This window comes from Paenibacillus sp. W4I10, assembly GCF_030816325.1.
GTDB lineage: Bacteria > Bacillota > Bacilli > Paenibacillales > Paenibacillaceae > Paenibacillus > Paenibacillus amylolyticus_B.
This window is the reverse complement of sequence record NZ_JAUSXX010000001.1, coordinates 3922302-3935187: the sequence shown is the minus strand read 5'-3', so window position 1 is coordinate 3935187 and position 12886 is coordinate 3922302. Positions and strand designations below refer to the sequence as shown.

The window sequence follows — 12886 nt, the reverse complement described above, 5'->3', positions numbered from 1 at the left end:
ATGACTTATGTTCATGAAGAAATGAGAGATATGATTAGACAACAGCTGAAGCAGATTGAACAGGAGGAGCAGGTACGGATTATCTATGCCTGTGAATCAGGCAGCCGGGCGTGGGGGTTTCCTTCCCAGGATAGTGATTATGATGTGCGTTTTCTGTATGTAAGACCGCTGGAATGGTACTTGTCGATTGAGGATAAAAGGGATGTGATCGAACGTCCGATCAGTGATCAACTCGATGTCAATGGTTGGGATCTGCGCAAGGCGTTGAAGCTGTTTCGCAAATCAAATCCACCGTTATTGGAGTGGCTGCAATCCCCGATTCAGTATGATGAACAGTATAGCGTGGCACAGCATATCCGTGCACTGTCGCCTTTGACCTTCTCACCCAAGTCCTGCATGTATCATTATCTGAATATGGCAAAGGGCAACTTCCGCGATTATTTACAAGGGGAGCGAGTGAGGATTAAAAAGTACTTCTATGTTCTTCGCCCCTTACTCGCTTGTGGCTGGATCGAACGTTATGATGCGATGCCACCGATGGCATTCGAAGAGCTGGTGCAAGAACTTGTACCTGCGACTACACCGCTATATACGGAGATTCATGAATTGCTGCGCCGGAAAAAGGCGGGCGAGGAACTGGATCTGGAGCCGCAGTTGCCAGCAGTACAGGCTTTCTTAGCCGAGAAGATCGAGCATTTTGAACGACTGGCTGGCCAGATGGAGATTGAGCAGATTATTCAATTTGAAGAATTGGACCGGATTTTCCGTTTGGCATTACAAGAGGTGTGGGGCGATCGGGGATAAGAGGAAGAAAGTTGTGTGCTGACAACGCTATTGCTGGAGGTTATCCGTATGCGTATCAAAGTAATAAGCAGTTTGCTTGCCATTTTTATGATTTTTGCTACTGTTGTGTCTGCCCATCCGGGAAGAACAGATGCAAATGGGGGACATACCTGTCGAACCAACTGTGCAAAATGGGGGCTGAAACAAGGGGAATATCATTATCACAACGGAGGTTCTTCTTCGAGTTCCAAATCTTCCTCTTCAAGTTCATCCAGTTCAGGAAGTACCAAGAAAAGTAACAAGTCTTCAACGGCAACCCAAAAGAAAGCCACTCCTAAACCAGAATATATCAAGTCTGCTGTTCAGGTGAAGGTGAATGGTTCCAAGGTTATTTTCACTGAATCTCCTATTGTAATGAATAACACGAATCTCGTACCCCTGCGTGAGATGGCCAAAGCGTTGAAGGCCAAAACGTCTTGGGACAGTAAGACTCAAACCATTACCGTTACCAAAGACAAGTACAAGCTAATCTTTACCTTGGGCAGTAAAAAGGTGAAGGTGAACGGGAAAGAAGTCCCCCTACAGGCAGCACCCAAAGAAATTAAGGGAACAACGTACATTCCGCTCAGAGTTTTGGTAGAAGGGCTTGAGGCATCCCTCACTTCATCTGGTAATACGCTGACGGTGAAAGTCAAATAATAAGAATAAGAATTCATAAAGAAGCAGGTTAGGAGTTCATCCGGCCCTGCCTCTTTTTTGTATATGAACTTCGTTAAAGTGAAACCTCATCAGGCCATTTTACTTGGCGCTGCAACTTTTGACCTGACCTGGATCAGTTGGTATGAGCAACGGCGCGAATCTCAATCAGTTGATGAGGAAAGGCGAGTCCGGATGTGCCAACCATCGTGACAGCCGGACGATGCGTACCGATATACTCTTTATACACGGCAACACATGGCTCAAGATGCTCCTGTGGGTGAACCAAGAAAATCTCCAGTTCAGCAATGTTCGACTTGGTCACGTTAAATCCTGCGAGCACGCGATCCAAGTTATCCAGTGTCTGGCGAACCTGCGCTTCAATATCATCGACACCAATAAAGGCTCCCTGCATATCATGCGAAAATTGACCTGCAATGTAGATCGTACCGTTAACACTGTATCCCTGAGCAACGCTAAATGCGTCTTCCCACGGGACACCGTGGCTATATATTTGAGCTGTAGACATATTTTTCTCTCCTTTGGGAATTCAAGATAAGGTTAGTATAAATGGAGAAAAACGACTTGGGCAGTACGCACTTTTATGATAGTGACTATCCATAAGGATAGTGTGAACACGGTGTTTGTAAGCCTAACGACTCATTCCAGAGAATCTTTATATCAGGATATTTAATTTTGGTATAACTAACTTAAGTCCTATATCCTTCCCCTAGAATCTGGGTAATAATTATAGTAGGCAAGTGATTAATGGAATCTCATAACGTAACGATAGGGGGTAACCTGTATGGCATCTGTGATTCTGCTGGTGAAACAGACGGAGGACGATGAGAAGGTTATTTATCGCTTCGGACCGAATGAGCGAAAGATGGGGCTCATTGAGATGAATAAGATCAAGGAAAGTGTGAGGGAACTGGAACCTGTCCAGGTGGATGGGGTAAGTCCGAGTTTTTTCTTTAACCGAGCCGCGCAGCGACTGGTACGATGTTTATTCAGGGAAGGCGGCAAGTTTCCTGAACGAACGACGTTTGAAACATAGTTTCAGCACCGCAAAAATAAGTCCACAACCCTGCTCATGGGTCATGGACTTATTTTTCGTATCAGAACGTTTTGGCATAAGAGATCAGTGCCGTAATTGTGATGATATTAAGCAACGTTGAGATCAACACCGTCTGGGCTGCAAAATCGGGTTCGTTATCGTATTCTTCCGCGAGAATGGATGCGTTGACACCGGTCGGCATACCCGAAGCGATAATGAGTGCCTGTGCAGCGATACCTTCCAACCCAAGCAGAAGCACAATCGAAATTCCGATAGCCGGGCCGATCAGGAGTCGCAAAAATGTGCTAATATACACATCAAGACGGTATAGTTGAATTGGATATTTTACAATCTGTGCTCCGAGTGTCAGAAGCGCCACGGCAACCATACTTTGCTGCGCATAGGTCAGCGGCATGGACAGGAACGTAGGCAAGGGAACCTTCCACATGTGTAACAGAATCCCCAGCAAGAGCGCATACGGAACAGGCATTTTAAGAAATCCAATAATCACCGCACGGTAATTACCTTTGAGCTTCGCGCCCTGAATGGACAACACGCCATAGGTGAATGTCAGTAATGCTTGTAAAGACATGACCAGCGCCTGGATGGAAGAGGCGAGTGGATCGCCGCGGAATACCAGTGCATTGATGGGCAGTCCATAGTTGCCTGCGTTATCCAGCATAATACTGTTGTTGAAGGCAGCCTTCATGCCTTTATTCATCCGAAGCGAGCGCGCAAATACAGAACCTACAATATAGAGAATCAATACATATATCGCGTAAAAGAGTGTCACGGTCCCAAGCAGTTCGCCCGACATATCCGAGTGGTACATGCTCATAAAGACGGCTGCGGGGGTAATACAATAGAAATTGATTTTGGCGAGTGTGTACAAGTCCAGCTTGAACACCTTTTGCATCCAGGACCCGACGGCAATGAGGAGAAAGACGGGCAGGACGACTTCAAGCATGATGTCTGCAATCATTAGTTCAGCTTCCTTTTTCATGAAAATTTCAATCCGATTTCGAAAATGCTTTGCTCATTATATCATTTTATACACAACCGAATGTGTGAATTGGCTAAAAAACATCAGGAGGGGTTGCATCATGATTCCAGATCATCTGGATGTTGGTTTATCGATATTGTTTATTGGTTTCAATCCGAGCATTACGTCTGGAGAGACGGGTCATCATTATGCTTACAAAGGAAACCGGTTCTGGCGCATTCTTGAACGGGCGGGATTAACCCCGCGTTTATACGATGCACAGGAGGATGGAGAGTTGCTGAAGCTGGGATATGGATTCACGAATATTGTGGCCCGTCCCACCAGAGGTATGGAGGATATTACAAAGGAAGAGTACGCAGAAGGACGACAGATTTTACGACAAAAGCTGGAGAAATACCGACCGGACATCGCTTGTTTTGTTGGAAAAGGCGTGTACACCCAGTACAGCAAGCGTACCAAAGTACAATGGGGATTCCAGGATGACCCGGTCGTCAAGGAAATTCAGGAGTTCGTCGCTCCGTCGTCCAGTGGGCTCGTGCGCATGTCGATGGATGAGATTGTGGCGATCTATTCCCAGCTTGCTGATTTTGTTGTGGAGAAAAACAGGGAAGATTAAGAGGTAAGAAAGACAGGAGAGGTAAGATAGCAGCAGTAATAGGCTACCACGAAACCTATAGAGAATGTGCAGCGACAATCACAGAATGTTGGTACGCAGAGTTCACCCTGTCGGCTTCGCCGATGAGGGCGAATTCTTTTTTTTGGATAAAGTGAGAGGTTTCGGGAACGGCTTCCGTCTATATAGTACAGAACCATGCATGGAAGCTGTAGAGAAGGGGGATTACATGACTCAACAGATACCGGAGGAGGAGCTTATTGAGCGCATTGTTGCAGGGGATAAGCAATTGTTCTCCGTGCTTGTGGATCGATATAAAAATAAAGTCTACGGCATCATGCGCGGAATGGGTGCGAGTCATCCGGATGCACAGGATCTCGCTCAGGATACATTCATTCGCATCTATCGCTATCTCCCGTCGCGGCGGGAGGGGAGTCGTTTCTCGTCGTGGGTGTACACCATTGCGGTGAACCGGATGCGGGATTTTATACGGGAAAAGAAACCCGTCATGTCTCCGGTCGATCAGGGGATCGAACCTGTCAGTAATGAAACACCGGAAAAGCGTGTGCTGCATAAAGAGATGCAGCGTGAAATATATCGCCAACTCGAACAGTTACCTGAATCGTATCGCCTGGTGTTATTACTGAAGTACACAAACGAGTTGAGCTATGAAGAGATTGCAGACATTACAGGCATGAGTTCAACCAAAGTGCGCAACGCCCTTTATCGCGGGAAAAAAACGCTGAGGAAGCAAATGGAACGCAAAGGAGGTTTAGCCACGTATGAAGCCTATTTCAAAGGATGAAGATCGGTTGTGGGAAGAGCATTTGTATCGAGAGGAGCCGGATGCGGATTTTACGCTTAAGCTCATGCAGAAGCTGGATGGCGTGTCCATGGAAAGTGGCGAAGACGGAAGTCCATTCGTAAAAAAATCCATGAGAGCACATTGGATGCGCCGGACTGGAATCGCCGCCGCGGCAGTTGTGATACTTGCCGGAGGGGCCTGGTTTGCTTTTGACCGAACAGCAGAGCCAGCACAACCCGCGGTAAATGCTGTGGATCGTCTGCCATTGCCTAACATACCTGTGCCTGAAGCATTGAAATATTCCTATTTTGCGGATGATTATAAACGTCTTAAACCTCTTGGACTTGTGGTTAATCCGGATATCAATATCAATGACCAGGGCTACACGCTTAAAATTGAAGACGTGCTTGTAGACCGATCTCATATGGTAATGACCATGCAACAAACAACACCTGATGGATTAGGGTTATCACGGTCACTGTATGCGATGGGGAGAATTCATGTTACGGATGAAGAGGGGCGACAGGTTGCCACTCTTGCAAGAGATGCAAGAACAAAGGGCCCTCTATCTGAACGATTGTTATTCCAGTTTGATGATGAAATTCCGGATCAAGTGGTCGTGCGGGGTGAACTGCGTAATTTAAATGTGGGCAGATATTATGATTACGAGAAGAAATCCTACGAAGATAGAGATGTTACGGTGGATTGGAGCTTCCAATTCAATATCGATATGACCAAAGCCAAATCATTGGCTGTTGAAAATTCTATGGATAACACATATACGACGCCAGAAGGACTAAAGCTTGATATGACACAGCTTGTACGTACGCCAAATGGAACCCGGCTAGATCTAAATGTGAAGCTGGAGGATAAGCTTCGTGGCAAAGTTGATGAGAATTGGGCGAGCTATATGAGTATCATCTACCATCTTGAGATTCCTGAAACAAATGAATATCGAATTTTCAATGGAATAAGACCAGATGCCCGTCAAGCCAAGTTTCGACTCCAAGATCAGAGTGACTTAAGGAATGGTGGGCCGTTGAAGTTGTCAGAGACATGGGACCCTGCGTTTGTAACGGTAGATGCGAAGAACATTCGCTTTGTTCTGGATGGTTACACCCTCCCGGTGAAGGAAGAGAAATCAGTGGAAGTTGATCTGGAGAAGAGGCGTAAGGACACGAATTTTTATACTTTTGCACAATTTGAACAGCTTGGAGATAAAATATTATTCTATGATTTTGAGTACGAGCCACTGATGGAATCGTATGATCCTCCGAAGATTGATGTAAAGGAAGGGTATTCACTAGTTCTGAAGGGGAGTGGGACGTTCCGAAATGCTTTCATGGGTGATCGCTGGGTTGCAGTAGATTCGGATGGAAAAGAGTATCCTGTTGAAGTGAACGGTTATCCGGATCAACCTAATAATAACGGTGAATACGTTGAAGATGATCTGCAATTAAAAATACGGGGGTTTAACGATGAAAAGGGTACAAAATTCACTTTGAAACGAACCGCAGTTAACCGAGAGTATCGCGATGTGAATTGGGAAGTGGACCTTCCGTCGTACAATAGCTTGCCCTGGCTGGAATAACCACTAGTACAATTCTCAGACATGAAGTAAATGAAAACTTCGAATGGATGTATAAGGATGGATCAACAGATTTAAGTGTGGATGTATAGACATATAAGGATATAAGCCTAATATACGAAAAGGCCCTGCATAATGGTATGCGGGGCCTTTTTCGTATGCACCAGACTTACGGGGGCATACCTAACGAATCCATCTTCAGAAAAGAGCAGTTACCCTTTCCGAATTATGCAGATTCCCTTGGAATTAACGTGGTCGATAACATAACGGTTTCCTTCGGCGTTCCCGGGCGTTCGATCCGACGTTGCAAAGCTTCCACCGCACGTTGTCCAAGTTCCTCTTTACACAGATTAACTGTGGTCAGAGGCGGGGAAGACGTAACGGCAGAGTGTACATTGTCGATACCGATGACAAGGCAATCTTTAGGCGTGGAGATGCCCATCTCCTGTAGTTTGTGCATCCATTGCAAGGCAATATCATCATTTACACCAATCCAGGCATCGGGACGTTCATCATCTGGCATGTTTTGAATTGTGGTAGCCAATTGGTTAATCCATTCGCCGTTCTCATACGGAATATTCCATTCTCTGAAGCTGGTCGTATGACTGGTGTCCACATGGAAATGGTTTAGAGCCAGTTCAATCCCGATCTTCCGCTGCGCGAAGCTGGCAGCACGACCATCATCTGTGATGAGGCCGATCCGTCGGCAATTCATAGACATTAGATATCTAGCCACGGTGATGCCGGCTTCCAGATTATCATGGCTGATCGTATCACAATTCAGCAGGGGTTCCTGATGATCCACCAGAATAATAGGCCGACCCGTCTGAGAGAGTCGTTGCAGAACCGTATGAGGAAAAGCACCCATGACAATAATCCCGGCACATCGTTCCCAGTCCAAGTGAGGAGCAATAGCTTTTTCGGGAGAGGTGTTCTCGTCTGTCACTCCGAGTGAGGGAGATACAATGGCATGATGCCAACTGCGCTCATTACAGGCGGAGATCATGCCTGACAGAACACGTTGCCAGTAGTGGGGTTCACCGCGGTTAAGCTGATTCATGCATATGAGAACAAATGGAGGATCGGAAGGATCATCCACATGGTTTGCGGCAGCAGGACTATTGCTAGCACCAGGAGTACTTTGGCGATATCCCAGTGCCCGAGCGAGTTCCAGTACCCGTGCGCGTGTCGCTTCACTGACACCCGTCTTGCCACTGAGTGCGCGGGAGACGGCATATTTGGATAATCCGAGCTGGTCAGCCAGCGTCTGAATGGATACTTTGCGTGACATATCATTACTCCTTCATTTGACGATCATCTTCTGACACAGTACACTTACAAATAATAATGTTATTATAAATTATCATAACAAAAATAACAATAGAGTTAGGGTCATATAGTCAATCTATATAAGTTGAACTAATCATTTACACGATAACGGAGAGGACAGAAAAAAATTGACAAAGCGAAGCGTGCGCCTTTATCACCGGATTTCCCCATGAGAAAGGGGATCGAAAAAATCTGGGGATAACAGCGATTGGAAAGTTGTTCTGTCATCGTAGTGCAAGTGTAAATAATCTTTTATCAACTTATACATAAAACCTCAATTCAAAGGAGACGACATCCATGGAACAGTTCAGATTACCGAAAATCCCTATGCCGCATCTGGAGTTGCCACAAGCTGTGCAGGATATTCTGACTGAGGCGGACGAGCGTTTGCAACATCGACCGAGATTGCTGGCTCAGTTTCGCAATTGTTTTCCCAATACACTGGAAACGACCACGAAGCTACTTGAGGATGGGACAACCTTTGTAATAACAGGGGATATTCCCGCGATGTGGTTAAGGGATTCCGTAGAACAGGTCATGCATTATGTTCCGCTTGCCAAGGATGATGAGAAGTTGCAGCGTATTATTAGAGGCCTGGTCAAACGGCATACGTTCTACGCTGATATGGATATCTATGCCAATGCGTTCAATGAAACGGCGAATGGTTGGCATTGGGATGCCAATGATGAGACGGAGATGTCACCGTGGGTGTGGGAACGGAAGTTTGAGCTGGATTCCCTTTGTTTCTCCATGAAGCTGGCTTATACATATTGGCGGGAGACGGAACTTACGGATATATTCGATGAGCGCTTCAAGAAAGTGATGGAGAATATCGTACAACTATGGGAGACGGAGCAGCATCACGCAGAGCGTTCATCTTACCAGTTCATGCGGCGCAATTGTCCAGCTCATGATACGCTGCGTAATGAGGGGTTGGGTATGCCTGTGAATTACACGGGAATGATCTGGTCCGGATTCCGTCCGAGCGATGATGCCTGTGATTTTCATTATAATATTCCGGCGAACATGTTCGCTGCGGTAACCTTGCGCCAGATGGGGGAGATCGGGAAGTGGGTATTTCGGGATGAACAACTGGTAAACCGGATGGCTCGTTTGGAAGAAGAAATACGACATGGCATTTCCCTGTACGGTACTTACCGTCATCCAGAGTATGGACAGATATATGCCTATGAAACGGACGGTTACGGCAACTTTTGCCTTATGGATGATGCGGGCACGCCTGGGCTGATGTCCATCCCGTATATGGAGTATGCTTCGATTGAAGACAGGGTATATCAGAACACACGCCGATTCATTTTGAGTAGGGAGAATCCGTTCTACTATGAAGGGAAGGTAGCCAAAGGGATCGGTAGCCCACATACCCCTCCGGGATACATCTGGCACATGGCGCTATCCATGCAGGGTCTGACCGCAGACAATGACGAGGAAATGCTGGCGATGATTGAATTGCTGGAGAACACGGATGCAGGTACGGGATATATGCATGAGGGCTTCCACGCCGATGATCCAAACACGTTCACTAGACCATGGTTTGCCTGGTCCAATAGCCTTTTCTCACAACTGGTGTACAAGGCAATGAAAAAAGGAATTCTATAAAAGATACATTATAAAAAAAGAGTTCTTACTGCTCGTGAAGCAGCCGTTCCGGTTACGAATCGTTCTTTTGATCGCTGTTATCCCCGGATTTCCTGATCGACTTTTGTAAAGTCGAAATCCGGTGATAAAGGCGAACACTTCGTTTCTTCAGAATCGATTTCGTTCCCTGCACTACTTTTACTATCGAGCGCGACTGTTTTTTGAACGACATCATTTTTAGAATAGAAGAGTAGGTAAAAAACAATAAAGCCCAAACTGCTGAACTTTGCAGTTTGGGCTTTGTTTAATTGAAAAACACAGGCGCTTCGCTATGTGTTTTTCAGTAGATCGGTGATGAATACTTTCTGGCCTGTGCGTGCGCTTTCCAAAGATGCGAGGACCATAGCCATGCTGAACTGGTTATCACTGCAATCGGTCTCAGGCAGTCGGCCGGATTCCAGTGCGGCAAACATGTCTTCTAGGCAGCCGTGGTGTCCTGTTTTATCCATGATCGGCAGTTCCGCTTCAATCCGCTCACTTGGCTGGAAAAAGGATGGTTTGCCGTCGGCATCCAGGTGTTGCGCAGCAACCACCTCAGCATAGATATCTTCATGACCATTCCAGATGGCGGTTCCTTTTTCACCCGTTACGCGCCAGCTTGCTTCCCATGATGTGGGTACACCCTCTGCGCACCATGAGCCACGATAGTTGAACACGGACCCGTCAGACATCTCAAATATACATAACGCCATTGCATTGCCCTGATACCAGGAACCTGGAGGGTTGAATTCATGGCAGTATACCGAGACCGGGTTGGCTCCAAGAATGTACCGTGCCTGATCAAACGTATGTATCGCCATATCGAGCAGCAGTGGACTATCCATCAGATCCCGGAATCCGCCGAAGTGTGGCCCAAGGAAAAAGTCAGCCCCCGCATAACCTACCTGCCCTATAGCTCCACCGGAAATGAGGTGCTGGTAGGCGCGGATACGCGGATCGAACCGGCGGTTTTGCATCACGGCTTGAATGCGTCCTGTGCTGTGAGCGGTTTGCACAATATCTGTGCAGTCGGAGAAGGACTCCGCAAGGGGTTTCTCGCCAAAGACATGACATCCTTCCTTCAGCGCTGTCATGGCAATGCCGTAATGACTCGCCGGAATCGTGACATCGAACACGATATTCGCACCGGTAGCTTGGATGGCCTCACGGATATCGGTGAATGTAGGACAGGTGAGACCATGTCTTGCAGCGAAAGCAGTGGCTGTCTGTTCGTACAGATCGACCAGCCCAACGATTTCCGTATCCGGTCTTTGCAAGGCATAGTCTGCCCACGTATTGGCCATGGCGCCACAGCCTGCGATGATTACCTGATAAGCATGACTCATCGTCTCATCTCCTTCGGATGAATTAGGTTTTTACAGCTTTGAATCGTTTATTACAAGGAGTGTTCAGCAAGGTTTCTATACCGGGTTTGGCACAAAATCGCCACCACGGCATTGCTTCAAATATCGTAATGCATGCACCTGTCCAGTCATTTCGAGTTCATCTTTGTACACCGGATCATGCCAGCCTTCAATATCAATCGTGCCCTGGTAGCCGTTCTGACGCAGAATGGTGATAATGTCTGCCCAGTTGTTATCCCCGAAGCCCGGAGTGCGGTGCCAGACAAATTCCCGCGGGCCATGCACACCATATTCCTTGACGATATCCCAGGCAATCGTGGCATCTTTTCCATGTACGTGGAACACTTTGTGAGCCCATTTGCGCAGCTGTGGAAGAGGATCGATCAGGCTGGACATTTGATGGCAAGGCTCCCATTCCAGACCCACATTTTCATCCGGAACAGCATCGAACATCATCTCCCAGGCTGTCGGGTTATGGGCAATGTTCCAGTCGCCCGTCTGCCAAGTTCCACCCATATCACAGTTTTCAAAAGCAATGCGTACACCCCGGTCTGCTGCCCGGCGCGCCAGTTCACCAAATACTTCCTTGAAACGGGGAATGGACTCGTTAATGGGTTGATCGGTCAGACGTCCGGTGAACCCGGAGACGATATCTGCACCGAAGAGCTGTGCATGATCGATGACTCGCTCCCAGCTCGCGAGTGTATCCGCGTTGTCTCCCGCTCCAGTTAGCGGGTTACCAAACACACTCACCGCGGAGATGACAATGCCCTGTTCGTCCACGATTTCACGAACACGTTTCGCTGTCTCGGCGAGATCCAGATCGCCTGTCGTTTGCCAGAAAGTCAGATTGAATGATTCGAAACCGTGTTGCATGATCTGCGGGATCACTCGGACGGCGTCCTGCCCGCCTACAAGGGTACCGATGCGTAATGGATTTTTCATGGTTGTAATTCACTCCAATATTGGCTTATAGTACTTCGTGACACTCATTATAGACGGGGATTAACGGGATGGCTCTAAACAATCTTGTGTAATATTAGTCGGATCTTGTGAAGAGGGGGAAGAAGTCGTGCTGGATCTGAAAGCGCTTCACGAAAACACCCGAATTGATCATAAATCGCACCCGTTTCAGTTGTTCCGAAATCGGTGTTCGGATATGAAAGCCGAAGAATGCATTCTGTATTTGCATTGGCATGAACATTTTGAACTGATTGTCATGCGAAGGGGCAGTGCGCTGTTTCATATCGATAGCAAACCTTATGTAGTTCGAGCGGGTGAGGTCATCATCATTCCCGGAGGTGCGTTGCATGTCGGGTATGCCCTGGATGATGGGGATGTGCATTATGATTCCGTCGTGGTTAACCGTGCACTGTTTCATGATTTCACCCATGATCCCGTGCATGAGCAATATGTCGCGCCGTATCTGGAAGGCAGGGTGAGATTTCCGGTCAAACCGGCAGAGGAAAACACAGCCTGTATAGGCTATTATTCTTTGTTGAATGAAGCTGTGGAGGAGATGGCATCACAGCCCCCCGCTTATCAGCTGGTAGTGAAGTCCAAGCTGCATGCTTTGTTCACTCTGCTTGCTCGTACCTTTATGCCACAGCAGTTGCCGGATAAGTCGGTCGGATCGTATTTTCCTAATCGTGAACGTTTCAAACAGTTGATTGCACAGATTGAAGCGGACCCCACAGGTAAGATGTCTGTTACGGAAGCGGCAAGTCATGTGGGATTGAATGCGTATCACTTCTGCAAAATGTTCAAAAAGCTGACCGGACGTACCTTTGTAGAATACGTGAACGGGTGCAGGATGAGTGAGGCAGAGCAGCTGCTGCAAGGTAGTAGTCTGACCATTACGGAGATTGCCGCCAGAGTAGGCTGCGACAACGCCAACTATTTTACGAAACTGTATAAGCAATACAAGGGGATGACTCCCTCCCAGGGGCGGTTGAAGAAGGAAGGTTGAGTCACAAAAAAGCTCCGTTCATCGTCATGTATGCATCAAGCGGA

General features: G+C 47.3%; 13 protein-coding genes. 8 read left to right on the top strand and 5 right to left on the bottom strand.

Translation table 11 applies throughout. From position 1 onward, the window contains the following. Entirely contained in the window at positions 1-804 is an 804-nt protein-coding gene (locus QF049_RS17780; protein ID WP_307539309.1) for a nucleotidyltransferase domain-containing protein, read from the top strand. 48 nt (positions 805-852) lie between these two features. After that, positions 853-1482: a copper amine oxidase N-terminal domain-containing protein gene (locus QF049_RS17775; protein WP_307539307.1), complete on the top strand. Its 630-nt coding sequence runs from the start codon at positions 853-855 to the stop codon at positions 1480-1482. Between the two features lie 133 nt (positions 1483-1615). Here the strand turns inward: QF049_RS17775 and QF049_RS17770 are convergent, their stop codons facing one another. Next, complete coding sequence (locus QF049_RS17770; RefSeq protein ID WP_192132905.1) at positions 1616-2008, bottom strand: RidA family protein; 393 nt, start codon at positions 2006-2008, stop codon at positions 1616-1618. Between the two features lie 276 nt (positions 2009-2284). On the opposite strand from QF049_RS17770, the gene QF049_RS17765 reads away from it, so the two are divergent. Continuing rightward, complete coding sequence (locus tag QF049_RS17765) at positions 2285-2536, top strand: RNA-binding protein (protein ID WP_091015650.1); 252 nt, start codon at positions 2285-2287, stop codon at positions 2534-2536. 61 nt (positions 2537-2597) lie between these two features. Here the strand turns inward: QF049_RS17765 and QF049_RS17760 are convergent, their stop codons facing one another. Beyond that, complete coding sequence (locus QF049_RS17760) at positions 2598-3518, bottom strand: AEC family transporter (RefSeq protein WP_017690279.1); 921 nt, start codon at positions 3516-3518, stop codon at positions 2598-2600. 121 nt (positions 3519-3639) lie between these two features. Between QF049_RS17760 and QF049_RS17755 the strand changes: the two genes are divergently transcribed. The 3 genes from QF049_RS17755 to QF049_RS17745 all read left to right on the top strand — a co-directional run bounded on the left by QF049_RS17755 (position 3640) and on the right by QF049_RS17745 (position 6548). Then, positions 3640-4155, top strand: coding sequence for a mismatch-specific DNA-glycosylase (locus tag QF049_RS17755; protein WP_307539303.1), 516 nt, complete (start codon positions 3640-3642; stop codon positions 4153-4155). Positions 4156-4381: 226 nt separating this feature from the next. Then, entirely contained in the window at positions 4382-4957 is a 576-nt protein-coding gene (locus QF049_RS17750) for an RNA polymerase sigma factor (protein WP_307539302.1), read from the top strand. Next, positions 4935-6548, top strand: coding sequence for a hypothetical protein (locus tag QF049_RS17745; RefSeq protein ID WP_307539300.1), 1614 nt, complete (start codon positions 4935-4937; stop codon positions 6546-6548). Before QF049_RS17750 ends, QF049_RS17745 begins: the two co-directional genes overlap by 23 nt. A 223-nt stretch (positions 6549-6771) precedes the next feature. Here QF049_RS17745 and QF049_RS17740 read toward each other — a convergent pair whose 3' ends face one another. Continuing rightward, positions 6772-7836, bottom strand: coding sequence for a LacI family DNA-binding transcriptional regulator (locus QF049_RS17740; protein WP_307539299.1), 1065 nt, complete (start codon positions 7834-7836; stop codon positions 6772-6774). A 335-nt stretch (positions 7837-8171) separates the two neighbouring features. Between QF049_RS17740 and QF049_RS17735 the strand changes: the two genes are divergently transcribed. Beyond that, positions 8172-9491 carry a glycoside hydrolase family 125 protein gene (locus QF049_RS17735; protein ID WP_307539297.1) on the top strand — a complete coding sequence of 440 codons (1320 nt, stop codon included), beginning with the start codon at positions 8172-8174 and terminating at the stop codon, positions 9489-9491. 308 nt (positions 9492-9799) lie between these two features. Here the strand turns inward: QF049_RS17735 and QF049_RS17730 are convergent, their stop codons facing one another. Next, positions 9800-10855, bottom strand: coding sequence for a Gfo/Idh/MocA family protein (locus tag QF049_RS17730; protein WP_307539295.1), 1056 nt, complete (start codon positions 10853-10855; stop codon positions 9800-9802). 75 nt (positions 10856-10930) lie between these two features. Further along, the gene (locus QF049_RS17725) at positions 10931-11818 is read right to left on the bottom strand and encodes a sugar phosphate isomerase/epimerase family protein (RefSeq protein ID WP_307539293.1); all 888 of its coding nucleotides are present in this window, start codon (positions 11816-11818) and stop codon (positions 10931-10933) included. A gap of 127 nt (positions 11819-11945) precedes the next feature. On the opposite strand from QF049_RS17725, the gene QF049_RS17720 reads away from it, so the two are divergent. Next, positions 11946-12842, top strand: coding sequence for a helix-turn-helix transcriptional regulator (locus QF049_RS17720; RefSeq protein WP_307539291.1), 897 nt, complete (start codon positions 11946-11948; stop codon positions 12840-12842). Positions 12843-12886 lie beyond the last annotated feature (44 nt).

Excerpts from the sequence above, each read along its gene's own strand:
- QF049_RS17770 (WP_192132905.1), bottom strand. The coding sequence starts at position 2,008 with ATGTCTACAGCTCAAATATATAGCCACGGTGTCCCGTGGGAAGACGCA.
- QF049_RS17775 (WP_307539307.1), top strand. The coding sequence starts at position 853 with ATGCGTATCAAAGTAATAAGCAGTTTGCTTGCCATTTTTATGATTTTT.
- QF049_RS17755 (WP_307539303.1), top strand. The coding sequence starts at position 3,640 with ATGATTCCAGATCATCTGGATGTTGGTTTATCGATATTGTTTATTGGT.
- QF049_RS17730 (WP_307539295.1), bottom strand. The coding sequence starts at position 10,855 with ATGAGTCATGCTTATCAGGTAATCATCGCAGGCTGTGGCGCCATGGCC.
- QF049_RS17740 (WP_307539299.1), bottom strand. The coding sequence starts at position 7,836 with ATGTCACGCAAAGTATCCATTCAGACGCTGGCTGACCAGCTCGGATTA.
- QF049_RS17750 (WP_307539302.1), top strand. The coding sequence starts at position 4,382 with ATGACTCAACAGATACCGGAGGAGGAGCTTATTGAGCGCATTGTTGCA.
- QF049_RS17745 (WP_307539300.1), top strand. The coding sequence starts at position 4,935 with ATGAAGCCTATTTCAAAGGATGAAGATCGGTTGTGGGAAGAGCATTTG.
- QF049_RS17760 (WP_017690279.1), bottom strand. The coding sequence starts at position 3,518 with ATGATTGCAGACATCATGCTTGAAGTCGTCCTGCCCGTCTTTCTCCTC.
- QF049_RS17725 (WP_307539293.1), bottom strand. The coding sequence starts at position 11,818 with ATGAAAAATCCATTACGCATCGGTACCCTTGTAGGCGGGCAGGACGCC.
- QF049_RS17780 (WP_307539309.1), top strand. The coding sequence starts at position 1 with ATGACTTATGTTCATGAAGAAATGAGAGATATGATTAGACAACAGCTG.
- QF049_RS17765 (WP_091015650.1), top strand. The coding sequence starts at position 2,285 with ATGGCATCTGTGATTCTGCTGGTGAAACAGACGGAGGACGATGAGAAG.
- QF049_RS17735 (WP_307539297.1), top strand. The coding sequence starts at position 8,172 with ATGGAACAGTTCAGATTACCGAAAATCCCTATGCCGCATCTGGAGTTG.